The 26,320-nt window shown below is 42.4% G+C and carries 30 protein-coding genes; 14 read left to right on the top strand and 16 right to left on the bottom strand.

Annotated elements, in window-relative coordinates; all coding sequences use genetic code 11:
• The first annotated feature begins 5 nt into the window (after nt 1–5).
• Entirely contained in the window at nt 6–371 is a 366-nt protein-coding gene (locus ACQY73_RS08950) for an Arm DNA-binding domain-containing protein (RefSeq protein ID WP_428664404.1), read from the top strand.
• Nucleotides 368–1,102 (top strand): site-specific integrase, encoded by a 735-nt coding sequence (locus ACQY73_RS08945; protein ID WP_428664402.1) that lies wholly within the window; start codon nt 368–370, stop codon nt 1,100–1,102. The genes ACQY73_RS08950 and ACQY73_RS08945 overlap by 4 nt, the downstream gene beginning before the upstream one ends.
• Here the strand turns inward: ACQY73_RS08945 and ACQY73_RS08940 are convergent.
• Both ACQY73_RS08940 and ACQY73_RS08935 read right to left on the bottom strand, forming a co-directional pair.
• Entirely contained in the window at nt 1,074–1,370 is a 297-nt protein-coding gene (locus ACQY73_RS08940; RefSeq protein ID WP_428664399.1) for a hypothetical protein, read from the bottom strand. The two genes, ACQY73_RS08945 and ACQY73_RS08940, sit on opposite strands and share 29 nt — an antisense overlap.
• Before the next feature lie 72 nt (nt 1,371–1,442).
• Entirely contained in the window at nt 1,443–1,688 is a 246-nt protein-coding gene (locus ACQY73_RS08935; RefSeq protein WP_428664396.1) for a hypothetical protein, read from the bottom strand.
• Nucleotides 1,689–2,129: 441 nt separating this feature from the next.
• Here ACQY73_RS08935 and ACQY73_RS08930 point away from each other — a divergent pair, with 441 nt between their 5' ends.
• Both ACQY73_RS08930 and ACQY73_RS08925 read left to right on the top strand, forming a co-directional pair.
• Nucleotides 2,130–2,561 carry a hypothetical protein gene (locus ACQY73_RS08930; RefSeq protein ID WP_428664394.1) on the top strand — a complete coding sequence of 144 codons (432 nt, stop codon included), beginning with the start codon at nt 2,130–2,132 and terminating at the stop codon, nt 2,559–2,561.
• A gap of 1 nt (nt 2,562) precedes the next feature.
• Nucleotides 2,563–3,252 (top strand): caspase family protein, encoded by a 690-nt coding sequence (locus tag ACQY73_RS08925; protein ID WP_428664392.1) that lies wholly within the window; start codon nt 2,563–2,565, stop codon nt 3,250–3,252.
• A gap of 166 nt (nt 3,253–3,418) precedes the next feature.
• On the opposite strand, the gene ACQY73_RS08920 is transcribed toward ACQY73_RS08925, so the two are convergent.
• Nucleotides 3,419–4,012: a recombinase family protein gene (locus tag ACQY73_RS08920; protein ID WP_428664389.1), complete on the bottom strand. Its 594-nt coding sequence runs from the start codon at nt 4,010–4,012 to the stop codon at nt 3,419–3,421.
• A gap of 188 nt (nt 4,013–4,200) precedes the next feature.
• Between ACQY73_RS08920 and ACQY73_RS08915 the strand changes: the two genes are divergently transcribed.
• Nucleotides 4,201–5,316, top strand: a complete 1,116-nt coding sequence (locus ACQY73_RS08915; RefSeq protein ID WP_428664387.1) for a DUF3800 domain-containing protein — start codon at nt 4,201–4,203, stop codon at nt 5,314–5,316.
• 311 nt (nt 5,317–5,627) lie between these two features.
• Nucleotides 5,628–6,479, top strand: coding sequence for a PQQ-binding-like beta-propeller repeat protein (locus ACQY73_RS08910; RefSeq protein ID WP_428664385.1), 852 nt, complete (start codon nt 5,628–5,630; stop codon nt 6,477–6,479).
• A gap of 82 nt (nt 6,480–6,561) precedes the next feature.
• Here ACQY73_RS08910 and ACQY73_RS08905 read toward each other — a convergent pair whose 3' ends face one another.
• The 8 genes from ACQY73_RS08905 to ACQY73_RS08870 form a co-directional block, all read right to left on the bottom strand.
• Complete coding sequence (locus ACQY73_RS08905; RefSeq protein WP_428664383.1) at nt 6,562–7,776, bottom strand: PQQ-dependent sugar dehydrogenase; 1,215 nt, start codon at nt 7,774–7,776, stop codon at nt 6,562–6,564.
• Between the two features lie 226 nt (nt 7,777–8,002).
• Nucleotides 8,003–9,010, bottom strand: a complete 1,008-nt coding sequence (locus ACQY73_RS08900) for a 3-coathanger stack domain-containing protein (protein ID WP_428664380.1) — start codon at nt 9,008–9,010, stop codon at nt 8,003–8,005.
• Nucleotides 9,011–9,243: 233 nt separating this feature from the next.
• A complete protein-coding gene (locus ACQY73_RS08895) occupies nt 9,244–10,086 on the bottom strand; it encodes an alpha/beta fold hydrolase (RefSeq protein WP_428664377.1) in 843 nt (280 codons plus the stop codon).
• Nucleotides 10,087–10,220: 134 nt separating this feature from the next.
• Nucleotides 10,221–10,808, bottom strand: coding sequence for an NAD(P)H-dependent oxidoreductase (locus ACQY73_RS08890; protein ID WP_428664375.1), 588 nt, complete (start codon nt 10,806–10,808; stop codon nt 10,221–10,223).
• A 75-nt stretch (nt 10,809–10,883) separates the two neighbouring features.
• Nucleotides 10,884–11,474, bottom strand: coding sequence for a Crp/Fnr family transcriptional regulator (locus tag ACQY73_RS08885; RefSeq protein WP_428664372.1), 591 nt, complete (start codon nt 11,472–11,474; stop codon nt 10,884–10,886).
• Nucleotides 11,475–11,527: 53 nt separating this feature from the next.
• Entirely contained in the window at nt 11,528–13,078 is a 1,551-nt protein-coding gene (locus ACQY73_RS08880) for an FAD-dependent monooxygenase (RefSeq protein ID WP_428664369.1), read from the bottom strand.
• Between the two features lie 41 nt (nt 13,079–13,119).
• Nucleotides 13,120–14,046, bottom strand: a complete 927-nt coding sequence (locus tag ACQY73_RS08875; RefSeq protein WP_428664366.1) for a helix-turn-helix domain-containing protein — start codon at nt 14,044–14,046, stop codon at nt 13,120–13,122.
• Nucleotides 14,047–14,331: 285 nt separating this feature from the next.
• Entirely contained in the window at nt 14,332–15,609 is a 1,278-nt protein-coding gene (locus ACQY73_RS08870) for an MFS transporter (RefSeq protein WP_428664363.1), read from the bottom strand.
• A 326-nt stretch (nt 15,610–15,935) separates the two neighbouring features.
• Between ACQY73_RS08870 and ACQY73_RS08865 the strand changes: the two genes are divergently transcribed.
• The 7 genes from ACQY73_RS08865 (at nt 15,936) to ACQY73_RS08835 (ending at nt 21,750) form a co-directional block, all read left to right on the top strand.
• Nucleotides 15,936–16,313, top strand: a complete 378-nt coding sequence (locus tag ACQY73_RS08865; protein ID WP_428664360.1) for a hypothetical protein — start codon at nt 15,936–15,938, stop codon at nt 16,311–16,313.
• Nucleotides 16,314–16,426: 113 nt separating this feature from the next.
• Nucleotides 16,427–16,933 carry a hypothetical protein gene (locus tag ACQY73_RS08860; RefSeq protein WP_428664357.1) on the top strand — a complete coding sequence of 169 codons (507 nt, stop codon included), beginning with the start codon at nt 16,427–16,429 and terminating at the stop codon, nt 16,931–16,933.
• 365 nt (nt 16,934–17,298) lie between these two features.
• Entirely contained in the window at nt 17,299–18,273 is a 975-nt protein-coding gene (locus ACQY73_RS08855) for a YitT family protein (protein ID WP_428664354.1), read from the top strand.
• 183 nt (nt 18,274–18,456) lie between these two features.
• Entirely contained in the window at nt 18,457–19,584 is a 1,128-nt protein-coding gene (locus ACQY73_RS08850; protein ID WP_428664351.1) for a flavin-containing monooxygenase, read from the top strand.
• Nucleotides 19,585–19,608: 24 nt separating this feature from the next.
• Entirely contained in the window at nt 19,609–20,208 is a 600-nt protein-coding gene (locus ACQY73_RS08845) for a Crp/Fnr family transcriptional regulator (protein ID WP_428664348.1), read from the top strand.
• A 69-nt stretch (nt 20,209–20,277) separates the two neighbouring features.
• The gene (locus tag ACQY73_RS08840; RefSeq protein ID WP_428664345.1) at nt 20,278–21,123 is read left to right on the top strand and encodes an acyl-CoA thioester hydrolase/BAAT C-terminal domain-containing protein; all 846 of its coding nucleotides are present in this window, start codon (nt 20,278–20,280) and stop codon (nt 21,121–21,123) included.
• 237 nt (nt 21,124–21,360) lie between these two features.
• On the top strand, nt 21,361–21,750 hold the full coding sequence (locus tag ACQY73_RS08835; protein ID WP_428664342.1) for a hypothetical protein: 390 nt from the start codon (nt 21,361–21,363) through the stop codon (nt 21,748–21,750).
• Here ACQY73_RS08835 and ACQY73_RS08830 read toward each other — a convergent pair.
• The gene (locus ACQY73_RS08830; RefSeq protein WP_428664339.1) at nt 21,706–21,966 is read right to left on the bottom strand and encodes a hypothetical protein; all 261 of its coding nucleotides are present in this window, start codon (nt 21,964–21,966) and stop codon (nt 21,706–21,708) included. The two genes, ACQY73_RS08835 and ACQY73_RS08830, sit on opposite strands and share 45 nt — an antisense overlap.
• A 762-nt stretch (nt 21,967–22,728) precedes the next feature.
• Nucleotides 22,729–23,001 (bottom strand): hypothetical protein, encoded by a 273-nt coding sequence (locus ACQY73_RS08825; protein WP_428664337.1) that lies wholly within the window; start codon nt 22,999–23,001, stop codon nt 22,729–22,731.
• A gap of 612 nt (nt 23,002–23,613) precedes the next feature.
• On the opposite strand from ACQY73_RS08825, the gene ACQY73_RS08820 reads away from it, so the two are divergent.
• Nucleotides 23,614–23,835 carry a hypothetical protein gene (locus tag ACQY73_RS08820; protein WP_428664334.1) on the top strand — a complete coding sequence of 74 codons (222 nt, stop codon included), beginning with the start codon at nt 23,614–23,616 and terminating at the stop codon, nt 23,833–23,835.
• A 6-nt stretch (nt 23,836–23,841) separates the two neighbouring features.
• On the opposite strand, the gene ACQY73_RS08815 is transcribed toward ACQY73_RS08820, so the two are convergent.
• The 3 genes from ACQY73_RS08815 to ACQY73_RS08805 all read right to left on the bottom strand — a co-directional run bounded on the left by ACQY73_RS08815 (nt 23,842) and on the right by ACQY73_RS08805 (nt 26,310).
• Nucleotides 23,842–24,072, bottom strand: a complete 231-nt coding sequence (locus tag ACQY73_RS08815) for a hypothetical protein (RefSeq protein ID WP_428664332.1) — start codon at nt 24,070–24,072, stop codon at nt 23,842–23,844.
• A 440-nt stretch (nt 24,073–24,512) separates the two neighbouring features.
• Complete coding sequence (locus ACQY73_RS08810) at nt 24,513–24,875, bottom strand: DUF4180 domain-containing protein (RefSeq protein WP_428664329.1); 363 nt, start codon at nt 24,873–24,875, stop codon at nt 24,513–24,515.
• Between the two features lie 562 nt (nt 24,876–25,437).
• The gene (locus tag ACQY73_RS08805; RefSeq protein ID WP_428664326.1) at nt 25,438–26,310 is read right to left on the bottom strand and encodes an AraC family transcriptional regulator; all 873 of its coding nucleotides are present in this window, start codon (nt 26,308–26,310) and stop codon (nt 25,438–25,440) included.
• Between the last annotated feature and the right edge of the window lie 10 nt (nt 26,311–26,320).

Raw genomic sequence — 26,320 nt, 5'->3', positions numbered from 1 at the left:
TAAACATGGTTTTAAGCGCGTTTTTTGTTTCTTTGCCCTTTGGGTCACGATACTATTTCTTTACTTTTTCTGTCCGTGATTCTGTCCGTATGAAACTAAACTTTCGGCTGGATTCTTATTATGCTGACAAATCGGGTGAATGTCCCGTCTTTATTGATTGTACTTATGATGGTCAACGGCTGAAAATGTCGGCGGGTCTGAAATGTCTTCCTAAAGATTGGGATGCTAAAAAGATGCGACTTCGTCGGTCGGCTCCTGAGTTCTTGAGTGGTAATAATTTGCTTGATTCGTTAGAATCTCGGATTCGAGCGGTTTATCGTGAATCATTGGCAAACGGATTCCCCAGCCTCGCACATTGCGGGAGCTTATGAAGCCTAAGAAGCAGGAAAAACGGAAAGGATTAATAGAAATGTATTCGAGTTTCCTTAAAACTCGGCGCTCATCAGTCTCTTTAGGAACTCACAAAGCCTATAATATAATAGTGGGTCGTTTGCAAAAATTTGAAGCTGCTCACGGCAAATTATGGATTGATGCTTATGATCAGGTTCCGACCAATTTATTGGAGCGGGTTCGAGATGCGTTTCTTTTTTCTTGTTATACAGGGCTTCGTTATGGAGATTTACACGGATTGACGTCGAATGAAATCAAAAACGAAGCCAGTTATAGTTACATTGAATTAGTACCTAAAAAGTCGCGTTCACGGATGAAAGAGGCTAAGAGCGTGCAAGTTCCTATTCCTGCTTTTGCGCTTGAAATATTGAGGAAATACGATGGCTCTTTACGTTCACTGCCTGTTCTTTCTAATCAAAAGATGAATGAATATTTGAAGCAAGTGGCAGAATTGGCGGGAATAACGGTACAAACGCAAACTGTAGAGTATCAAAAGGGCTTTCCAATAATTAAGTATAAAAAGAAATTTGAACTGATTACGGTACACGTAGCGCGTCATACGTATGCGACTCTTTCATTGGTGATGGGTGTACCGATTGAAGTCATTCAAAAAGTATTAGGCCATTCAGACTTAAAAATGACCATGCGCTATGCCAAGATTGTAGATGCGTATAAGAACGCCGTTATTCTGGGCGTGTGGGATAAGGTGTAATGTTTTTCATTTCACAGTCCATTTCTTCCATGTCAATCAACTGAGCCATTACAGGAAACAGATAATGAGCAAACGTTTCCAGTTCGATGATCTTGCGGTCAATGTTGGTATATTCTTCTGCAAGTTGGTTTTCAGCCGTTGTTTGTGTTAGTTCCTGTTGCATCATTTCAAGCGGTGTTACTTTCAAGCTTTCGTAGCCTTCCTGATAGGTTTTCGTAATCTGGGTACGCTTTTCTATGACTTTTGCTTTTCGCTGCAAACTTGCCATTTCATTTGTCAGAATTTTGTACTTGGCTCGTAGCTGTAGCAACTCTTCTCTAAACTGAAACTCTGCTTGTGCCTATAATGCTTCCAATTTGGCTTTCTTAGTTTGCCTGTCGCGGTCAATTTGGGCCAATGTCCCTGTATTTGTGCTGATAGTTGGCATTCCAAGTGTAATCCCCACATTTGGGAGATAATACCACCATTTCTTTTTGGTTGTTTCAAGGAATTCTTTGCGATCTGCGGCAAACTTACGATTATGCCATTCCTTCAATGAAGCCTCGTACTTTTCCAACTTCTGGAGGTTTTCGTTTACCTGAGCCATTGTACAAAAGCCAGAAAGTAGGGTAATGGTCATTATTGTGGCAAAAACTAAGCGGGGGGGGCGGGGGGTGAACATAATTGTTATTTTGAGTTTACAAGTTTTGGGTAAAAGTGAACAGTTTTTTGTTGGACTTTTTGAAGAATAGTGCTTTTAAAATCAAAGTTAATTGATAAAAATAAATTTCACCTTTGGAATGACCGCTTGATAACTTTTTGCTCAGATACGGATTAGTTTTTATAATATTTACCTTTGACCAAATAGACGCGTTTTTTATCCTTTATGCATGTATTAATGTACTACTCTAGGTTTATAAAAATACAAAATACGCATTGCGGTTTGATATCGGAAGTACATCTATCAAACCTATATTTGTGAATAGACGCATAAAGCTTTCGTATATTCGAGAGTTATGGGCAAGCTTAAATCGACAATCTTCAATCTATGGAATTATCAATAACAACTGCTGCAATTGCTACCATTATTTCTGCTGCAACTTCTGCGACAGTAACCTTGTATATTAACAGAAGTAACAGAATGAAATATTTAGACGACCAGTTGGACTCATTACTCAAAATAGCTTTACAGTATCCATATTTAGAAAACCCCGACTTTATTAAAACATGGAATGAAAATAAGACTTCAGGGAAAGACGAATATTTGAGATATGACCTTTATTGTACTCTACTTTTTAATTTCTTAGCAAGGTTGTCGTCTCATTATAAGTATAACAGAAAAAAGATTGACAACTACGTTGCTGCAAAAGACTGGATACGGCTTCACAAGGAGTATTGGCTAAACCCAGTTAACACATTTGAAAATGTAGATTCTTATGACAAACAATTTAAACAGCTCATAACAGATTATCTAAGCTAATATGAAAAAGAAAATTTTACTTGTAGGCAATAATGACGGTCTTCCTGGAGTTAAAATTGACTTAGAAAATTATAAAAATTATTTCAAAAGTAAGACTGGGGGTGAATGGTATGACTCTGAAATGATCGAGAAATTAAATCCCAAAAAGGATGACTTAATAAATTTAATTGATTCTCTAAAAAATCAAAATCTTGATTATGCAATTGTAATTTTCAGCGGTCATGGTGGAATGAAACGAGAGACAATTTTAGAATTAAATCCAGATGGGGAATTATTCTCAGAATCAAGATTTGAAAATATCTCAAGAAAGCAAGTAACTATTTTAGACTGCTGTAGAGTGTACGCACAAAATTTGTCTGAAAGTATCAGAAGTATGAAGCTTGAGAAATCTTTTAGCGCATACGAAGGAACGAGAGCAAGGTTTGAAAAACGAATTACAGAAGCTTCACCTCAACAAATAAAAATGTACTCATGTGCAAAAGGGGAATGTTCTCATGACACACCGAAGGGCGGAGTTTATTCAAAATATTTATTGGAGACAGCCTTTGCTGATGAATCAGAGTTTATTTATTTTGGTAGAACACACAGTACGGCTTCCGACAAAACGGCGAGAGATTTTAGCGACCAGCACCCTGAAATCATTCAGCCTAAATCTCTGACAACTCAACAATTAATATTTGGAATTAACTAAAAGCCTGCCCACCATATTGCATTGGCAATATGGTGGGGCGACGAATATATCCTCAGTTTTATGTTCGCTAATTATCTTCTGTTTCGGCAGACGAACAACGCCGAGTAGCAGAAGAAACAATGAACTTTTGTAACTTTAATCAGCATTGGACGTTCAATGAATTCCGCTACATCGCCAATGCCTTAACGTTAACTTTTACCCCTTTCGATTCCAACAGTTTATAAAGAGTCGTTTTAGATATGTTAAGTTGCCGTGAGATGCCATTGACGGATAAGGATTTTGATTCGTAGAGGATTTTGGCGGTTTCGGCCTTTGCTTTGATTTCGTCGGATAGTCCTTTTGGTCTGCCACCTGTGCGGCCTACCCGTCGAGCGTTTGCCAGACCTGCGTTAGTACGTTTGCGGATCATGTCGCGTTCAAATTCGGCAAAGGATGCGAAGATGTTAAAAACGAGTTTGCCCGTTGCGCCTGATGTGTCGAAGGATTCTTTCAGGCTTTTGAACTCTGCGCCTTTTTCGGCAAAGAGATTGACGGTTTCAATTAAGTGTTTCAGGGAACGACCCAAGCGGTCAAGTTTCCAAACAATAACAGTATCACCTTCACGGATTTGTTCCAATAATTTGGCAAGTTCGGGGCGGTCGGCTTTCGCACCACTTTCTTTTTCTTTAAAAATTTTTTCGCAACCTGCCTCTTTAAGGGCTTGAAGTTGGAGCCCTAAATTTTGGTCTTGGGTCGAAACGCGTGCGTAGCCGATTTTCATGGTAGAAAGTTCATTAAAATGTTAAAACCCAAATTTAATGAACTAACATTTGTGGACGGGAATTGTGAACCATTTTCCCAAATGAATTTTCAGGAAACAATGTAAAGCCTAATAGTCCACGAAAACGACCGTTTTTTTGAACAAGAATTAATTCAATTTTATAAATAAACCTAAATCTCTATTACCTCATGGAACATTATGATTCTGATGGCGAAGAACTAAAGCCACGAAGAAAAAAACAACTTACAGAAGCAGAGCTTATAAAAATTGCGAAAGAAAAGCAGGATACTTTAAATAGGTTAAGTAGTAGGATTTTTGAAAGCGCACGGGATAAAGTGGCTTATATTCTAAATAACTCCTATGAATCAAGAAACTCTGATATTGATTTGGTTTGGGAGTATTGGAATACTTTTGAAGATGAATACTTTAACGAAGGGAATCTAACGAAAGAAAACTTAAGGAAGCTTACTAGGTATACTTCAATGACAAGAGAGCGGAGAAGGATTCAAAATGATTATAGACTTTTTGAAGCGAATGATGACGTAAAAAAATTGAGAGGAGTACTTGAAGATGAATATAGGCAAACAGCAATTGATGATAGACCAAGTGGTATAGGAAGTTATACTGTTTATATTGACGAAACTGGGAAAACACAGGATTATCTCTCAGTTGGTTCTCTTTGGGTTTTAGAAAAGGAATCGCTAGGCTCACATAGGAAGATTACTGAATGGAAAAGGAATAGTGAAATTGATTTCGAATTCCATTTTAGTAAGTTGACAAGAGAGCGCTTGCAAACTTACAAAGATTTCTTTTCTCTATTTTTAGGCCTTTATCCTGCCATTGGATTTAAAATTATAGTAATTAACAATAAAGGCTTAAAAGATAAAAATGGCGCTATTACTGATCTGACTTATCATTTATTGAGTAGAGGAATTCAGCACGAACATGACAGTAGAAGAGCGCCGTTGCCTAGAAATTTACAAGTTTGGATTGATCAAGATGAAGCAGGAAGTGACCATTTAAAACTTGCCAACATTAGGGAAAGGCTTAAAAATCAAAATACTAATGGTTTGCTTCTTGATAGTTTTGAGGTTGTTTCTTCACAAGACAACCTATTTATACAAATCATAGATTTATTTACAGGGGCAATAAACAGAAAATTACATAGCCCTGACGGTAATCAAATTAAAGATGAATTTGCGGATTTTGTCCTTCAATCTCTGAATTTCGATATGAATAATATACAGGATGATGATAAAAATAATGAGAATGCTGACAACTCAACAGTCTTTAATTTAAGGTAAATTGTAGTAAGTAATTATTGATTTTCTACATAAAAGCGTAATTCTAAGAATTGAATTGCGCTTTTATGTAGTATGATGATATTCATTTTAAACATTTACCCTTCGCGTCTTCTTAAAGAAAAACCTTGCAAAAAGCATCAGGACCATAATAGAGTGTAAGTATCCCTAAACTACAGACAGTTTAAAATCAGATAAATTTAATTAATTTTGAACAGGGTCACTTACACCTGTTATATTTCTAACGAAGCCGCCTTATTGATAGTAAACACGCTTTGGTACCGTCAATAAAAGTTCACTCTAACAATCCTCTAATGAAAAAGACCCCTTTGTTCGCTGCCTTGCTTGGCCTTTTTGGAAGTGTAGTGGTTCCAATTTATGCTCAAACTGTTAGTCTTCAACCGCTCTGGGAATCCGATACCACCCTCCGCACACCTGAATCGGTTTTGTATTATCCTGCACAAAAAGCCCTCTATGTGGCCTGTATCAATGGAAGACCAACCGCAGAAAACAAAGGCAGTTTTATTGCCAAGGTAGGCTTGGACGGAAAAGTGATCAAATTACGCTTTACTGAAAACCTCAATTCCACCAAAGGAATGGGTATTTTAGGTGATAAACTCTATGTGACGGAAATGGCACAGGTCGCGGAGATCTCACTCAGCACCGGAAAAGTGGTGAATCGGTATTCAATACCGGAGGCTAAATTTCTTAATGACATTGCCATAGATACTCGAAAGAATATCATCTATGTGACAGATATGGGAAGTAACAGGGTATGGTCGCTGACCAATGGAAAAGCGGAGTTGGTGGTGGAAGGAGCTCCCCTCCAAAATCCTAACGGTTTATTATTCGACAACAATCAAGTATTGATCGGCAATGGAGACGGTTCGCTGTTGGCGGTGGACCCGGCCACCAAAAATGTAAAAACCCTTGGCAAAGTGACGGGCGGCATTGATGGTATAACGGCATTGGGCCGCCAAGCCTACATGGTCTCGGAATGGGGCGGTAAAGTTTGGCATGTTCGGGCCGATGGGACAACGGAGTTAAAACTGGATACCACTGCCGAGAAAATTAATTCCGCCGATATCGACTATAATTCTGATGCTAAAGTGTTGTATGTGCCCACCTTCAATCACAATACGGTGAAAGCACTCTCATTGAAGTGATTATGTCTGCCTTTTGGATATAGTGTAAACACTATCAGTCCGGAGAGCGATAGTTCTCCGGACTGATAACAACAAAAAGGTATCATTTTTTAAAGATACGGTACAGCCTTCCGCTGTCGGTAATGGCATACAGGGCTCCGTCATTGCCTTGGGTGACGTCCCGAAAACGTTGAAATTCGGAGGATAGTAATCGCTCTTCGCCCACTACTTTGTTGTTTTCGATCACCAACCGAGCGATGTGCATTCCGCTCAAGGCTCCGACGAACAGATTGTTTTTCCATTCAGGAATGGCGTTACTGCTGTAAAAGGTCATGCCGCTGGGCGATACCGACGGGTCCCAATAATACACCGGCTGTTCCAATCCTTCTTTTTGCTGAATACCGTCTCCCACCTTTGACCCCTTGTATTCAATTCCGTAGGTAATGGTAGGCCAACCGTAGTTTTTGCCCGGCTGAATGCGGTTGATCTCATCGCCGCCTCTTGGGCCAAATTCCCCTTCCCACAAGTCACCGGTGACCGGATGGAGCGCCAAGCTTTGTACGTTTCGGTGACCGTAAGAATACAGTTCAGGTCGGGTATCGGCCTTTCCTGCGAAGGGATTCCCCGGAGCAGGTTGACCGTCTGTGGTGATCCGAATCACTTTGCCCAAGCCCGAATTGACCGATTGCGCCTGCGGGCGTGTGACCAGATCAGAACGTTCACCGGTGCTGATGATCAGATTACCGGCTTTGTCAAAAAGGATGCGTCCACCGTAGTGCAATGTTCCTTTATACGCCGGAGTTGCCTGATAAATGACCTTTGCATCTTCAATGGTCTTCTCATCGGCCGACAATTTCCCTTTGGCAACAGCCGTTAGGTTTCCTTCCGACAGTGGTTCGGAGAATACCCAGTAAACCATTCGATTCTTGGCAAATTGGGGGTCTACCCGAACGCCCAGCAGTCCGCCCTGACCCGCCGAGTTCACTTTTGGCAGACCGGTGATCGGGTCACTTACCTTACCGTCGGTGGTCACAATACGCATTGTTCCTTCTTTCTGGGTAATGAGCAGACGACCGTCAGGAAGACTTGTAATTCCCCACGGACTTTGGAGGCCTTCGGTCAGTACTTTTCCTTCATACGGCGTTTTTGTTTTGACTCCGGAGATGCGGGTTTGTCCCGAAAAAGCGGATTTATACTCTGAATTAGGGGCGTTGGTTTCGACCGGCGGAAGATTGCCGGCCTTTTGCGCAACGGCAGAAGAAAAGCCGGCCCCAAATACATACAGGACGGTAGCGGTAATTAATATTCTTTTCACCATGACATTATAATTTTTAAATCAAATATATAGCCTTTACCACATACAGACCAATTTATTTGACTAACAACCGCTGTAGTTCTCTCAATGCAGGTTTTATTAGCTAAAAAAAACGGTTTTCTCTTGGCCCGATTTGGTTTGAAAGCGGAGTAACTTGACCCCGCTTTCCATTGCAAATAACCCACCGCTCATCCTGCGATTATTTTGTGTTTATCGGTTATCTGTCAGATTATGGACATCCTCCGATGACAGCCTGAAAACTCTTGCCTTCATTTGCCGTTGCACTAAAACCCGGCAACAGGGTCACCCACTGACTTGCCTGATACACCACCGTGGCTCCCGATACCTGATTGGTTCCTGTAATTCGGCTACCTGTCTTCAGCACCGTACCTTCTGTAATGGGTTCATTTACCGTCAGTTGATCGGGACCTGTGCTGCCCGTGGTCTGACTTTCATATACACCCATGTCTGTAATACCGATGCCGCTTGAATAAGGGCGAGCATTCCCATCCAGATCTACCATCGGGGCATCCGTGTTAGTGCCCGCATTGATGGCCGTCGAACAGGGTTGTACATGATAATCTCCCAAACCGCCCATCGGTGCCAACCCACTCGAGCCCGCATTGACAAACAACGGATTTTGACTCGAATTGTCCGTGCCCGTATAGCCGCCTTCCACGATACTGTAGGTGATCATGCTTTCCTGTGTAGTCTGCGGCGAAGTATTGCCCCACAACAGGCTGTTTTTTACCGTAGTAACACTGTTAATATTAAAGATTCCTCCCGCGCTGCCGTTACCATTATTGGAAGCAATGGTACAGTTGACCAACATAGGTTGGCTTTGATTGACATACATTCCGCCGCCCAGGCCTTTGTTGGTGACGACCGGCACATTTTCCAACCGGGGCTTGCTGCCGCCGATCACATAAATACCACCGCCAAAATTGGCTTCGTTGCCCCCGATAATCGTTTTGGTAATCCTCAATTGACTGCTATCCATGACCATTATTGCCCCACCTGATGTCGCGCGGTTGTCTGTCAGGGTACAATTGGTAATGAGGCCTTTGCTTTTGTCAATGGCCAAAATGCCGCCCCCCGAACTCAACAGGTTGGGATCATTCAGGTCTGAATTTTGGTTGCCGGTATAAAATTCCGCATAACCGCGCTGAATGGTAAAACCGTCGAGTTGTGTAGCGGCGTTGGTGGCCATCTTGGAGTCTTTTTCCGGCTGATTCATTAGAATGACGCAATGCAACAAGCCACGTACAGACATCTGCCCAAAGCGCCGTCAGGGATAAATAGCTGTTGAAAAACGAGCGCAGCCACGCAGGCGAGAAGCCTCCAAAAGCCTGCTGAAACCGGAAGAAGTGGTAATAATTGTAGAGGAATGTTACGAATTAATCCCCACATACTCTTATGCCTACGCAAGTTGTTTGAAAAACGGCCAATTGGATCCTTAATTGGCCGTTCTTACCGGCTAACCTCGGTCGTAATGTTACTGCCTTGTCCTATCTTGAGCAACAGATTTGCTACTGCATGCGGTTGAGAAAGGAAGGGTGAATGGCCGGTATTGACCTCGTAGGTTGTTTTGATGCCGGCTTCGGCGATCATTCGATTCTGGAGGCCCGGGCTGATCACAATGTCCTGAAGGGTCTTGATATATACTTTTTCTACGGCCCCAAAATGATCATTGGTCAGCGTAACCTTATTGGTAAACGGAATGGCCGGCTCGGCGCGATAGTTGGCAAGTACGCGTTCTTTTTCGGCTTGTGAACCATCGTTTATAAAAAGATAGGTTAAGCTATCGTGCTTCACATCAAGTGCCAACTGATCGGCCGATGGAATCAGCAAAGGGCCAAGTTTGGAGTCCGGATATGAAAAGGCCAAGTCGGTAAGAGCCTGTCCCGAGGCAGGAAGAAAAGCCCCAATATACACCAGCTTACTGATCTTGAAAGGTGCTTTCTCGGCTACATGGGTTATAACCATCCCCCCCATGCTGTGTCCTACCAGAATAACTTTGCCATCTACTTTCGACAGCGCTTCAATCACTTTGTCCCGATAAACATCCAGACTCAGGGTGTGCGGAGGGGTCATGTCGGCACCGTGTCCCGGCAGTTCAACTACGACTACTTTGTTGCCTTGACCGATCAGGTCGGAACGGACGGCATCCCAAACATAAGGGGCTTGCCATGCTCCATGAACCAAAACATACGTTTGCGGATCATTACCGAAAACTTCATCCTCTTTAGAGCAGGATGTAAATGCGGAGAGGGCTACTGCTGCTGACAGCAGCAACGAAACTGTATTTTCCATTTTCTTTTTGAATTGTTAGTATAATGAATGGTATTGCCTACTTTGTATTCGTATTACGGTGTTCGGCTTGTCCGCTTATTTATTTTCATTGACTGAGAGATGTGATGAATAAAATAGTGTTGAAGACGCTTTCATCATTTAAATTGCTTACCCAGTTGCTCCACTTTTCGTAGCCACCCGGTCCGCTGACTGTCGGTTGATTTTCTCATGAATCCAAAAGTGGAAAATCGGATGGGGTCGAAGCCAACGTAACCAAACACGATGTCTTTCAGTATTTGATACTGAGATGCCCGATAAATAAGGTAGAACCACCATTTAGGCGTATCCATCGTTACCAAAAGCCGCATGCTTTTTCCTTTCAAAAGTTTTTCGGGAAATATTTTTCCGGAATGATGTTGGAAGGCAAAGCCGGGCAGAAATACCCTGTCTATAAAGCCTTTGGTGATGGCCGGCATAAAACCCCACCAGTTTGGATAAGCAATCACTACATGGTCGGCCCAGGTAAGGAGTTGTTGTGAAGCAATCAGGTCTTCTTCAAGGGGTATCGCTTCGCCGGTTTTATAACCGTCCGAAAGATTTGCGTTAAAATTCAGTTTTGATACATAGATAATTTTGCAGTTGCCACCTGTACTTTCCGCCCCTTTTTGGTAGGCATCAAGCAATGCGTTGCAGAAAGAATTTTCCGATGGGTGCCCCAGTATGAGTAATATGTTCTTTGCCATTGCAGTTTGTGTTAAATTGATACTGCAAAGGTGGGGCGTAAATGAAGGGCAGACCTGACACAAATGTGTCAAAAACTATGGGTGAGCTAATTTTTGGCGAATTCGGGTAAGTGATTGTCGTTCAATGCCAAGATAGCTGCAAAGGTGGGACAGTGATATTCTGTTGAATAAGGTGGGATGATGTTTGATAAAATCAAGGTAACGCTCTTCAGCGGTTTTAAAGATGAAACTCTCAATACGGGCCTGTTGCCTTTTCAAGATCTCTTCGGCAATTAACCGCCCATAGCGTTCAAAAACGGGAAACGTTTGATATAACCATTGTATGTCTTCATAGGAAAGACAAATCATGGTGGTAGGCTCTAAACATTGAATGGTATAACTGCCGGGTTTTTGGGTAATAAATGCGGGGTAATGGGTGGCATATTCTCCTTCTGAATAAAAACCAACTGTTATTTCATTCCCATCGCGATCAACATAAAAGGAACGAACCAACCCTTTTGCAATAAATCCTATTGCTTTTTGGACTGTACCTGCTTCAATAAAAAGCGCTTTCTTTTGTAGTTCTTTAAGGGTGAGTTTTGAGGCAAACTGAGAAAGTTCATGATCGGTCAGGGTAGGACAAATTGCCTTGAGTGACTCCAAATATAGTTCTGTTCCCGGTTCCATTTTCGGTTTATTTGTCTGATTCCATGAACAAATATATAATTTTCACCTGTCTATCAGCTTTTTTTAATGTTGGTTTCTGAATTACAAACAAACCAACGAGCGACAGCTTTTTGGAACTCGCCGCGATCCGGGTCGTTGTCGGAAGCCCGAGCGATAATCCCATCGGGGCGGATCAGTACGGCGGTTAAGCCTAATTGTTCCTTGGCCCGGCCCAAAACATAGTTGATTCGGTCGCTGTATTCACTCGCCAAAGCTTTAAGTGAAGCATTTTTGTCAAAATCAAGCAGTATACCTTGGCCATCGTGCATTAACTCGCCGATCATTGTACCGTCTTCCAACTCAAAGTTGGGGACGCTGTGGCCTGCCAAAGGGTGGTCGCCACCGAGATCATAGTGTGTAAAAATGCCCCATACTCTTCCGGCAAAGTAAGTGGCACCATCGCGTGTATCCATAAGATCACGGACAATGGCATTCAGTGCGCGGGCATGTGGGTCCGGTCGCATGAGGGCAACTTGAGCGCGTGACCAATCCAACACCTGCGCACCAATTGGGTATCGTTCGGTATAATAACTGTCCAACAAACCTTCCGGCGCTTTCTCTTGGACGATTGCGGCAAGTTTCCATCCAAGGTTCATGGCATCGCCCAGTCCAAGGTTAAGCCCTTGGCCTCCCAACGGCGAATGAATGTGCGCGGCATCGCCGGCCAAAAGGATTCGTCCGTTGCGGTAGCTTGTGGCCTGCCGTGCCCGGTCAGTCCACGTAGTTGCGATATGTAGCGCATTGATAGTCACGTTGGTGTTCGAGACGCGGCGCAGTACTTCCTGTAGGTGGTCGCGCGTGATTGGCTTTTCTGAAGTATGAAATGATCCACCATCAAAATCTTGGATGATTACGTAACCCGGTTGCGATTGGAGGTACATGCCTGTTGGTGTCACGTTTCGGCCCGGACGCAGCTTTTCCGGATCGGCAATGTCAACTTGAGCAGAGTAACCCGTAAATTCCGGGTCTGTACCGGTGAATTCAAAACTGCCTGCCTTGCGAACGACACTACGGCCTCCATCGCAACCCACGAGCCATTTACCTTTAAAAGATTGGTCACCTGACTGAACAGTTACTTCGTCCTCAGTTTGATAAAGGCCGGTAACGGCAAGCCCGCGCTTTATTTCCACACCCAATTCTTCTGCCCGGCGAGACAGCGCAGACTCAATCTCCTCTATTGAAGACAATAAATGGGTGTAGGGTGAACTTAGCAGGCGATACTTCCACTGCAAGGTGTCAATATCACCCTCATAGAATGGAATGCCGGCGAAGTGCCCTGCCTGACGACGTGCCCCCTGAACGGCGTTTGCGTGGGGGTTTTTAAGGCGTTTATGTAGCTCAAGCTCTTTCAGCAATCCACGGCGATAAAGCGCTTCAACAGTAGGCGTGGAGAGTCCCCGTATTCCGAAAGGAGGCTGCTTTAAGGGTGAATGCGGATTCTCTGCCTTTTCCAGAACCAGGACAGAACATTTGGCTAAGGCGAGTTCACAGGCTAACAATAGGCCTACAGGTCCTGCGCCGGAAATGATCACATCGTGAATACAATGATTTTGTGTCGTTTTCATAGAACAATGATTAAAGCACAAAATTCCGGAATATTTCGGCGTTAGGCTTGTACAAACGCGACAAAATCAATGTTTACAGCCTGTTTCTTTGCTTTTCGCGCGAATGCCGCCGGCGTAGTGCCGCTGTAGCGCTTGAATTCTCTGCTTAGGTGAGATTGATCCGTATAACCCAGCTCATGTGCTAAGCCGGCAATATTGGAATCCGGGTTAAGCCATAACCGGTTTCGTACCTGCTCAAAGCGCATCAGGCCTGACACGTCTTTAACCGTATGACCGGAAGATTGCCTGAACTTCCTTTCCAGTGTACGAACCGTCGCATGAGCCGCCGCCGCTACCTGATTGACCGGTAGGGTGCCGTTTGCTTCCCTCATAGCAACTCCCGCTTTGGACAGCATACTGTCAGTAGCGATCCGCGACCCTACATGCAGGAAATACCGGTTTAGCTGAGCCACCGCTTCATCTATCCTATCAGCATGAATGCACTCATCCAAAGTAGATTGAAGTTGAGCAATTGGATGTTCAAATATGCGCACTCTATCTTTACCGGACGGCAACCCGAGCAAATCAAACACGGTCCAGGGAAAGCACCTAATGCCAAGGATTTCCAAACGATTTTTCGTGTAAAAAAGAACAGGTTGATTGAGCAATCCCACCATAAATGGTGATGGCAGTGACTGCAAACCTCCATTGTAAGAGATGCTGCAGGCGCTGCCGAAATAAAAAATAATTTCAGCGTAGCCATCAGGCACCACCTCAAAACTCGATGGTAATTCTCCGAAGTCTCTTCGGGTATACCAAAAGCACTTTATGGAATCCCGCAGTTCTTCAGGGGGCTCAAATTCTTGGGGCTGTATTTTTAGCATAATGGGAATATATTGGATACGGGCAGGAAGAAAAGTAACGCTGCCGATTTGTTCAAAAAAGACAACCAATGGCTGAAAGAACAGTTGGAACCGACTAAGGCCCAATTATTGCCTTCGCCACACTCCCCATTACTGCGTCAGACCCCAAAGGCGAGTTTCTTTCTGCCATCGCAGCAGCGCCTGTCTATAAACTATTTAATGAAAAAGGCCCCGAAACCACCCAAATGCCGGCCGCCGGTGATACCTCTTTGTTGATGAATCATCTGGGTTATTTTATGCACTAAGGAGGGCACACGGTGTTACCGACCGACTGGACGCACATGATCGCCTATATGAAAAAATACCTTTAGCAGATGAAATTAGAGGTTGACTTAATTGCTTTTAGAACTTTTATTCCGGAACAGAAGCAAGGGCCGTCGCAACAGGTTGCGACGGCTTTGTTATGACCAATGTCAATAAAGCAGAAATCAGCACCGCTACTGCCATAAAAATATAAGAGACATTGAACGTACCGGTAAGGCCGTTGAGATAACCCACGAGATAAGACCCGACAAACGACCCCAAAGCTCCCATACTGTTGACCAATCCAATGGCTCCGCCGGCTACATTTTTGGGCAATAACTCGGTAACAAGCGCAAAAAACGGTCCATACGGCGCATACAAAGCCCCCCCCGCTATTACCAGTAAGAAATAGGATAACCCAAAGCTATAGTCTTCCAACAGAAAAGTGCCGAAGAGCGCGGCAGCGGCAATGAGCAGGAAAGGCCAGATAAAACGCTTCCGTTGGAGTGTCTTATCTGCGAAATAGGAAGCCCCGAGCATTCCAACGATGGCCACAATGTAAGGAACGGCCGATAGCCAACCCGTGGTCACAATATCCATGTTTGGTTGTTGTTTTATAATGGAAGGCAGCCACATCACAAACCCATACACCCCGAAACTCCACAAAAAATAATGCAGACACAACAGAATCACCACTTTAGATCGGAACGCCTGTGCGTAATTCTTGATGGGCTTCATGGCCAACTGTTCATGCTGTAAACGTTCTTCAATGGCCGTCTTTTCTTCACCGGTAAGCCAATTGGCTTCTTTGGGAGTTTCGTCGATCAATTTCCACCAGACAAATGCCCACAAAATTCCCGGAATTCCCTGAATGATGAACATCCAACGCCAACCCATGGAATTGATCAAATAGCCTGACAGGATCGACATCCACAGCACCGTAACGGGATTTCCTAAGATCAAAAACGTGTTGGCTCTGGAACGTTCTTCTTTGGTAAACCATTGGCTCAGAAGGATAAGCATAGAAGGCATTACGGCGCTCTCCACCACGCCAAGCATGAATCGGATAACGATCAGCGAACTCACATTGCTTACCATTCCCGTTGCGGCGGCCAGCCCTCCCCACAGAATCAGAGAAATAAAAATTAACTTTTTGGCACTTTTGTGCGATGCATAATGCGCGCCCGGTATCTGGAAAAAGAAATAACCAAGAAAAAAAAGTGATCCAAGCAGAGACGAAACGCCCTTTGTGATACCAAGATCTTCATTCATCCCTCCGGCCGCCGCAAATCCAAAATTGGCCCGGTCGAGGTAGGCCAAACTGTAGGTGATGAAAGCAATCGGAACAATACGATACCATCGCACTTTGGCAAGTTGTGTTTTCATTAGAAAGGGTCGATTTAGGAAAAACAATTAAAACAATAACCTGCCAAACAGGCAAATGCAACTTTACTGCTTCTTTTTTTCAATCTGCTACTATCAGGCGTTTTTACGGTGAAGTATGGATTAAAAAGCCATTGTATTTTTGGGATAAAAGACAGAACAGATACCCGAATACTCGGTATTTTATATTTTCCGAAATCATCTTCGCAACTGCCGAAAACGCAGCCTTTTTTGCTTTTAATCTTCACTTTTTGCCTCATTTTGAGTTGTAAACGTCGCTAAATTGTCATAACTTGCGGATATTCACTTTAAAAACGCTCCTTCGTGCCTTGAAAAAGACATTCAGAATCATAGCGCTGCTGACCATCTCTGCCCTGTATTGCTTCGCCGTAAGCTTATACAGCAGCAATGGGTTGGGGGCAGATTCTGCTTTTTCAAAACTTACCGGTGCCCAAAGCAAACACAGCAGTTCGTTACAACTGTCTAACCTGCTTTGCACTCCGGCACAGGCCACAATATCCATTACGGCGTTTCAAAATACGCCGCCACCACCGCATAAAAACCCGTTCAATGAATTTTCGGCATGGGTCAAAACGGCAGAGCACTTATTCTTCAGTACCTTTTCTCAATACAGTTTCTATTCAAAAAATGTGTTGGTGCGATTACAGCGGACCGACCTTATTTTCCCTTTCCATTACTTCTGGTAATTGCGTTTTTACCCGGGATTCTAATCGTAACACAACAGTTTTTGCACCTACGGCAGCTCATGTCGCATCTGCACTGCTATTGGATTCTATTGTAAAAATTTAAAAACTGAAAAATGGATTTAGGCGCATCGATCGTAGGGATAACGATCATACTCATCTGTATTATCCCCTTTGTATTAATCAGTAGAAACAGCCGTAAAAAAAAGCAACAATTGGTAGAGAAGCTTTCCAACTATGGCGAAAAGAATAAGTATAAAATCAGTCGGTACGATTTATGGCGCAACTCAGCCATAGGCATTGATGACACCGCACTTGGCGTTGTTTTTACAAGAAAAACAAAAGACCAAGAAACGTGGCAACAAATAGACCTGATCGAGATTCAAAAATGTCGACTCATTAATTCAGGCAGAACGGTAAGCCATACCAACGGAAACCATAAAGTTATTGAAAGACTTGAACTGGCATTTACCCATCGGGATAAAAGTAAACCCGAAACAATTTTAGAGTTTTATAACACTGCCTACGACAGCCTGACATTGTCGGGAGAATTGCAGTTGGCAGAAAAGTGGTGTGCCATTTTTAACGACAGGATTGCGGCCGTTGTCCCGCAAAAGCAGTAAACTTTCAAAAGCACTGCGGTTTGGCCGCAGTGTTTTTATAGTTAGTGTTGCTTCCGTGAAAGCACTTATATCGTTCTGTGCTCGGTCGGTCGGGTTGTGAGCAACCCTCTGCACGGTGGTGTGTGTCGGGTTGCTCACAACTCGACCGGCCAAGCAATACTTTTCTGTAAAATCTGCACGGTGGTGTGTGTCGGGTTGCTCACAACCCGACCGGCCAAGCAATACTTTTCTGTAAAATCTGCACGGTGGTGTGTGTCGGGTTGCTCACAACCCGACCGGCCAAGCAATACTTTTCTGTAAAAGCCGAAAACTTTTACTCGACTTCTTAAAATTACAAACTACCATTCGCTAACCACCCAAAAAATATGAATTCGCTTTTGACCAAAATAATTACCCGGACTATTCTTCGTGATAAAAAAAGTACTGACGGGGACCATGAGTATTCAGATTTCATCTTGGCCAAAGGCTTTCGTGAGCTCAAAATTAATGTTGTACGTCTTTTCAAAGACTTTATACTGGTATCGCTCGGCATTGCTTCCGCCGCTTTCGGACTGGAAAGCTTTCTTATTCCCAACAGTTTCATCGACGGTGGCGCTACCGGTATCTCCCTATTGATCACCAAGATAACCGGAGTTCCGTTGTATATTTTACTCGTTGTGATAAATGTGCCTTTTGTTTTTCTGGGCTATATAGTCATCGGCCGACAATTTGCCATCAAAACGGCACTCGCCATTGCAGGATTGGCCGTTTGCGTGGCTTTTGTCCACTTTCCCGAAGTGACTAATGACAACCTGCTGGTAGCGGTTTTCGGCGGGTTCTTTCTGGGAGCGGGTATCGGGCTGTCCGTTAGGGGAGGGGCCGTTATCGACGGTACGGAAGTATTGGCTATTTTTTTAAGCCGAAAATTCGGCACGACCATCGGCGACGTGATCATTATGATCAATATTGTCATTTTCCTTGCCGCCGCTTATTTCCTTTCTATTGAAACAGCCCTGTATTCGATGATCACGTATTTGGCCGCTTCAAAAACGTTGGATTTTGTTATTGAAGGTATTGATGAATACACGGGCGTGACCATCATCTCACTTCACAGCGAAGAGATACGGGAAATGATCATCAATGAAATGGGACGAGGGGTAACCGTCTACAAAGGCAAGCGCGGCTATGGCAAAAGCGGCGCGACCGGAGAGTTTGATATTATTTACACGGTTATTACCCGTTTGGAACTCAATAAATTAAACACAGAAATTCTGACGATTGATCCTAATTCTTTTGTGGTCATGAGCAGTGTAAAAGATACCAAGGGCGGAATGATCAAAAAGAGATCGCTGAAGCATTAAGACGCTTATTGGATCACGGTTTCTTAACAACTTCACATTGCACGGACTATGCGTTAGGGCACAATCAGACAAAAGCTTATCTTTAGTTTTTCAATCGCACCGACTGTTGAGCGTTTGCGTGCGATTGATTGACTGATTCCTGAAAATTTGTCTGTCAATTTCATAACGTATTCCTGTGCTTTAATGATGGAACAAACCGAAACATTGGTGGTGGGTGCAAGTATCTCCGGCTTGGCTTTAGCCGCCTGTTTGCAGAAACAAGGTCTCGAATATAAGATCATTGAAAAGCAACCTGAATTAGCTGCGCCTTGGCGTACTCATTATGAGCGCCTTCACCTTCACACCAACAAAAGAGTTTCAGGTTTGCCCTATAAAAAATGGGGAAGTGCCTTGCCGCGTTACCCAAGCCGCCGGCAGGTAATTGACTATTTGGAGGAATATCAAAAAACATTTAATATCAGCCCGATCTTTACTGCCGAAGCAATATCCATAAGGCGAGAACACGATCATTGGATCACTGAAACCACCAACGGCACCTTTAAATCAAAATACGTTATCATGGCGACCGGCCCGTTTGGTAAACCCAAACCGGTCGATTTTAAAGGAATGGAAACCTTTCCGGGCAGAATCATGCACAGCTATGGGTATAAAACCGGCAAAGATTTTAAAGGACAAAGCGTATTGGTGGTTGGCTTTGGAAATTCAGCCTGTGAAATTGCCATTGATCTGTATGAACAGGGAGCTTCTCCGGCGATGGCCGTTCGCTCTCCTGTAAACATCTTGCCTCGTGATCTCTTGGGTGTCCCGATATTGGAACTGAGTTTATTGATGCGTAGCCTTCCACCGCGTTTAGCTGATACCTTAAATGCCCCTTTAATACGATTCCTGGTTGGGGATATTACCAAATTAGGCCTTAAAAAGATGCCTTACGGGCCGCTTGAAGGGATTCAAAAAGACGGTAAAGCGCCTGTACTTGATATAGGCACTCTAAAACATATCCGACAGGGGCACATAACTGTTTATGGAGGCGTTGACCGCATGAAAGGTAAAACCGTTCATTTTTCAGACGGTAAACAGGCTGATTTTGATGCGGTTGTGGCCGCTATTGGATACTATAGAGATTATGCAGAAATCATTGATGTCGATAAAAGCCGTTTTGAAGACCTGAAAGTACGTGTCGATGAGCAAAAATACTTTGGTAAAGATGGCCTGTACTTTTGTGGATTTTGGATAAGCCCAACGGGACAAATTCGGGAGATAGCCTCAGATGCACAGAAAATTGCGAAAGATATTGCAAAAAAGAATCAATAAGATCGACCACATTTTCCAATACATATGACCCAACTTGCAGCCAATATTTCCTTCGAAAAACAGGAAGCCCTGTTTCAACATTTCCGGCAGTTTATTAAACTCTCTGATTCCTTAAAATATGCATTGGAGAAAAGAATGAACGTAAAAACTTTTAAAAAAGGAGAGTTAGTCTTAAATGCGGATACCGTTTGCACGAAGAGTTACTTTATTCATCACGGAATGCTGCGCACTTACTTTCTGAAAGACGGTAAAGAAATAAGCGAATATTTTTGCGCTGAAAACGAATGGGTTAATTCTCCGAAAAGCTTCATGCAAAGGCAAACGGATATTTATTACATCGACGCCATAGAAAATACGGAAGTGTTCTATCTCCACATAAACGATCTGGGTTATCTTTTTGACAACTTTCCTGAAATGGAACGCTACGCAAGACTGTCTATGGGCAGTATCTTTGGTCATTTGATGGAAAGGATCACTTCGATGCGTTTTACGACGGCAAAAGAGAAATATACCCATTTTTGTGCAACGTATCGGGATATTTACCATCGCATTCCTCTTGGGATGATCGCTTCTTATTTGGGCATTACGCAGGAAACCCTCAGCCGGATCAGGGCTGAAAAGTGATTTTTTGATGTAGATCAAAAATTAGAAATTTTTCATCGTTCATCTTTGCAAAAAGAAAAAATGATGAAAATGACTAAAATTTCGCAACTGTTTACCATTGCTCTGCTTAGCCTGCGACTGTTTTCAAGCCATGCGCAGGATACCTTAAAAACGACCGGTACACAGGCTGTTTTGTATGTAGGGAAAGGAGAAAATCAACCCCTGATTGTGGGACTTGGCGGCTCCGAAGGCGGCAATGCCTGGGCAAGCCCTCATTGGAAAAATACAAGAGATCAGTTTCCTGAAAAAGGATATGCATTTTTGGCCATCGGCTATTTTGGCGTAAAAGGCGCACCTAAGGTATTGGATAAAATTGCCATTGAAGCTATCCACGATGCCATTATTGAAGCTACGAAGCATCCAAGAATCAACAAAATGAAAATTGCAATAGTAGGAGGCTCCAGAGGCGCCGATCTGGCATTGTTGATAGGGAGTTATTACCAAGATATAAAATGTGTGGTGGGATTGATGCCGAGCCATGCCGTTTTCCCCGGACATACCGAGCATCTTTCTTCTTCCTGCTGGACATTCCAAAACAAGGAATTAGCGTTTGTCCCCGTCAATGAAGAAGCTGTGCCTTTTCTAATGAAGCGCGACCTCAGAGGCGCTTTTGAAACCATGCTCAAAGATACTTTAGCTGAGCATAAGGCCTTGATCAAAGTGGAAAACATCAATGGACCTATTCTCTTACTTTCAGCTACCGACGATGAAATTTGTCCTTCTGCTCCAATGTCCGAAAAGATCATAGCGAGGCTGAGAGAAAAACGATTTACATACTTCAATCAACATCTTGCAATCACTGGGAAACACACCGAGCCTTTAAATCATTTTGACCGTGTATTTACCTTCTTAAACACTTATTTTCCCGCGAAATAAAGGATTGCCGTCAGTAGGTTTATCGTAAAGTATGTGCAGAATTTTCTTTAAAAATCACTTGGTTTGAGTAAACAATGGCTTTGGAAGTTATCCTAAAAGTTTTTTTTACACTCCTAATAGGATAAATAAATGTCGTAACACTAACGGATTCTTTTATGGGCAATTTAATGCGTAAATTTACCCTGATAATTTACCCTACTTTAAAAAGGCAATCTTAGATTGCCATACCCTACGATAATGACTCGAACAAGTCTTAATGTTCTCCTGATTGAAGGCAATCAGGATGAAGTATCCATTATGGATAAAATGCTGTCGACCATCGGCAACAGCCTAACGCGAATCAACGCGCACACTCCCGGAGACCTGCTGGCAAATTTGTTTTCGCATCCTTCCGATGTAATTATGTGCCATGCTGCTCAATCCGGCAGCGTGATGAGTGCTTTGCATCAATTGGAGCACCCGCTGCCTGTTATCATTTTAGGAACTTCCGGAGTGCCGCCCCTGCTGGAAAGCTCATCTGAATTCCAAATTGTTCACTTAGCAGCACCTTTTTCGCAAAACGTCATCAAAGCCGTTTTGAAACTATTGGTTTGCTTTAATCCAAAATGCTACCACGTCAACGGTTGAATTTTCATCCTCTGAGTCAGGGGACATTTCCAAGAGACAATGAACATTTTGAAAAGGGGGTGTGTCCGGTTCAAAGATTTGATGAGCAACTGCCTGCTGACGGTTGTTTTCCAATATCCATGTCTTTTTCTTATTTACACGACCGACACGGATGGAGAAACCATAGCGGCCTTCCATTAATTCTGAAACCTGCACCCATATCTCCTTTTTTGTCATAACGTGTTGTAAATTAGAGTTTTTTGAAGAAAAGACATGGTCAGGAATGATATAGTTTCAAGTTGTGAATTTATTTTTGTTTCTGCTAACTTTTAAATGATCCGGTAAAACATGCTGAAAGGGTTGTTACTATTCAACTTTCAGCATGTTTTTAGGGTGTAAAAAAACATACTTTCCTTCACATCTCGGCTTTTAAAGCGCTGAAATGGGACAACTGCACCATTCGTGTTTTTCCTTACACTAATATAGTATACAATTTCCGTGCCTTTTTTACGTCGTTCAAATGATTTTTAGAAAGAAAAAAGATTTAAATCAGGAAGTTACCGGTAGAAGACCCTTTCGATATTAAACATAAAGTGATCATTGATCAGGCAAGAAACTCAAATTCAGGCTGAGACTCAGAATATTTCATTTGATTAACCGGATAGTCATGCCTCTGTAATGTGTCCATATTTCATGAGACATAAAATAAAACTTCATTTAAAAGTACGAAATAAAAAAAAGCAAAGATTTTTTGGCATGAAATTGTAGTGACTGCCATTATAACCGATATATGCCTTGTCAGTTAAACAGTATCGGAGAGAATAGGCCTACCATAGGCAGTATAAACGAAGATTAAAAGACATATTAAATATACGTGGAGTCTGAAGGATATTTTGTTATTGCCGCTCTTATAAAACAAAGAACCTGCACAGCATTGCCATACAGGTTACAGACTATACTCAAAGTTATAATTTTTTTGCTAAAGGCAAACAGGAAAGACTATTTCATAAACAGCCACCAATTGCCTGAAGAAACAACAGTCTCTTGTCTTAGTTTTGAGACCATTTCAAGATTTTTAACAAATTTTTCGCGATGCTCGATCAGCGTATTGCGAAGTTCGCTGTTCTGAAGTACGTTGTCGGCCATGAAAATCAGCAATTGTTCGCTGATACTGGGAATGACGTAGCAGATGCCTTTAAAATCCTCCTGAGATTTCTCATAGAGAACCGTGTCCAACCCGGAAATCGGGCAATGTAAGGTTAGGTGATTCATTTATGTATTTTTTAAGTAGGGTAAGTGATTCAAAGTTAATACGTTAAACTTTCTCTTTGAAATTATTATGAATAAATTTTACATAATATTTGAAACTTTTCATTTAAACCTGCAATAAGACAATTTGGCCTTTGAAAATTATCAGATAAATGCCCTAAAGGTCCGCTTTCAAAGCTTTGGGCCGATTTTCCCGATTGTATTTTCTTAACCGGGAACCTCTGATTTCAAGTAGTTTCTTTATTCTCAAGATGGCTTCAAATGTGTTTCCTGATTTTGACTTGTGATTTTCTTGAAAGTCACATATTGGGATATTTTATTTCAAAACCGGGCGTTACATATAACCATTTACTTTCCAATTTATCGTCAGGAACTTACTTTGTTTTACACTTGCTGACCGAATATTTTTGTTAATATTATTTCTAACGTTGAAAGATGTTTGGTTTTGAAAATACCGGCTTGATTTTTGCTCAATACAAATAAACGGAATGAAAAAGCGACTTCTTTCACCAATGCATGAGGTGCGGGTTTTCAGGGTAAAAAAATATCGGCAAATATCATTGACAGGATGCCGTTTTTAACTGAATTGGCAATAATGATCTATCAGCATGAGCGATGGGGAATCAAATTCAAGGCACATTACTATCCATTAAAGACATCGAAAAAGCGATTGAGGCACTCGAAGAGAAAGGGTTTTATGCCACTGTTTCGGGAGTATTTGTCAGAGGCAATCGAAGGGTGACGTTTGTTCGAAACGGCTTTATATACAAAGACGGCTTATCCAAAGAACACAGTTTTACGCTGGAAAAATTGATGGAAAAGCTTAAAAAATTGTAATAAAGATTACACCAAGTGTTTGCGATGGGGGGGGCGAGGGTGATTCAGCAGGTAACATCCGAAAGGTATATTTTTGGTGTTTCCTTTTGCATGGCGGGTATGATAATAAGTGGTTTGAACTTTGGGCTGATGGTGGCCAACTTTTCGACTGTTTTTCCAAGCAACAAAAAGCATGGCGCACAACGAAAACAAGGCCGAGATAATAAGTAGCTTAACGATGAGTTTGTAAATATTCATTTCAGCAGAAATAAATGAGCAAAAGCTAAACCGTTGTCATTAGATTGTAGCGCACTGATGATGTTACATCCAAAAACGTGCCGGCTTTCTTTTCAAAAGAAAAAAACTGCCCGGCAATGCCGGACAGTTTCTACTCACTTTACCCTACTTAAATAAATATTTTACAAATTTAACAACTATTTATAAGATATTTATTTAAAAAGAGAAATATTTTTAATATATTTAAACTTATTTTTACTTTATATGGTTTTACGCCGGTTGGAAATAACGATCTTGATACAGATAATATTTTGCAAACGTTAATAATCCACTCCTGCCCTCGGATTTTTGAACTTCAACGCTGTTTCTTCGAATTCTTTAGTGAAAGTTATTGTGATATCCGTAAGCCGGATTCATCGTTGCAGTAAATTTTTTTTTATGGCGATCAGTCAACGTATCCATTATTTTTTTAGAAGTGATTCCTTAGCTTCAGGAATAGAGTGGACAAAATTGATTCGACCTGCTTTGTTGCTTTCATAAATAAAATCTTTCAAACTTTTACTTGTATAAGCGGAGAAATCCCCCACAATGGCCAGTTTTACTTGGTAGGTGGAAAACTTTTGAAGGACCTCACCGGCTATGCCTGTTTTTAGATCAAAAAAATCGGGAGTAATGTTTTTTTGGTGAATGATAATGTTTTCGGCTCCTTGGTAGCCGGCATTAGCCAATAATTCAAGGGCATCCTGAGCGTTGGCGATTTCGATGTTTTCCGAGATCAACTCCGCAATGCCTGTTCCGTTAATGTCAATAATAGTAATTGTCATGGTTATTATTCAGTAAATAGTATAATATGACAGTAGCGTTTGAAGGTGAGGTAGGCTGACAACTTTCGTAAATATAGTTGTCAAGCATCTGTTGCGTATGTATTTTGCTCGAAAATACCTTCAGCAGATACAGCCTTTGGTATCTTTGGAATGAGTAAAACAGAAGATAATCAGATACTTAAAGTGCAGAATTGCAAGAGGTGTATTAGTATTGTCCCTATTTTACCAAACAAAAATCCGCCCGGAAATACCGGGCGGATTCAGACACAAGATACTCTTTTCATTATGAATGCTTACACTTAGGGGCAAGATAAGGGTTTACCGACATTGCATTCATGAGTCCCATCATAAAGTTATCAAGCGGTCAATCGCTGATGGTGATTTATGTCTTTTAACGCTTCCAAAGCCGTACAATTTCTTTAAATAGTTGAGCAAAAGTTTTCGGGTTTTTACAAGATAGATATTACTCCGGTGAGCGGGCGGGTCGGGTTGTGAGCAACGGCAACGCCCGCTCGGAGAATGGCCTACTACATCAAATACTCTAAAATTTATACTCAAGTATTTACTTATTCAGGTGAGAAGACTGATATTGCTTGGGTGTAATGCCCGTGATTTTTTTGAATTGGTCGTTGAAGTGGGTAAAGTTATTGAAACCCGTTTCGAAGCAAATTTGCGAAATACTCAATCGGTTATCAATGAGCAATCGGCAGGCATTGTCTACCTTGATATCGTTCAGAAACTGTGTGTAGGTCTTGTTAGTGTGTGATTTGAAATACCGACAAAAAGCCGTTGCGCTCATATTTGCCACTTCCGATACACGTTCGAGGGTTGGGTTCTCGGTATAATTGTCGATGATGAATTGATACACTTTATTGATGCGTTCGCATTCATCTTCGCTCACGTATTTGGTAAACGCATTGTTGAGCAGCAATTCATATTCTTTGGTCTCGGCCATGATTTTGAGAATGGAAAGCAGGTCAATGATTCGACCAATGCTGTTTTTTTGGTCGTCCAACTGTTGTACCTGACGTTGCAGTTCTTCTTTAGCTTCACCTTTGAATTTAATGCCGCGTTTTGAGAGAGCCAGCAACTTTTTGATGGGAGAAATAGGAGGTAATTGCCAAAAACTTTCTCCCAAAAAATTCTCTTTGAAATAGACAACAGTAGCCCGTGAGACCAGCGGAGTGTCTTTTTGGTAATATTCCTTATCGCTGCGGTAAAGGTGCGGAATATTGCTTCCATACAACACCAGGTCTCCCGCCTGAAATCGCTCCATACTGTTGCCCACAAACCGTATTCCTGACCCTTCCTGCACAAGCATGATCTCCAATTCAGGATGAAAATGCCAGGTTGGAAAAAAATAAGGATCATTCACTTTCATGATCTGAAAAGCTTCACTCTGCTGCGTATTGACGATTTTTAGGATGGGTTTCATGGCGAAAATG

This window comes from Runella sp. (genome assembly GCF_965279615.1).
GTDB lineage: Bacteria > Bacteroidota > Bacteroidia > Cytophagales > Spirosomataceae > Runella.
The sequence above is the reverse complement of the archived record's forward strand: the minus strand, read 5'-3'. Positions and strand labels throughout refer to the sequence as shown.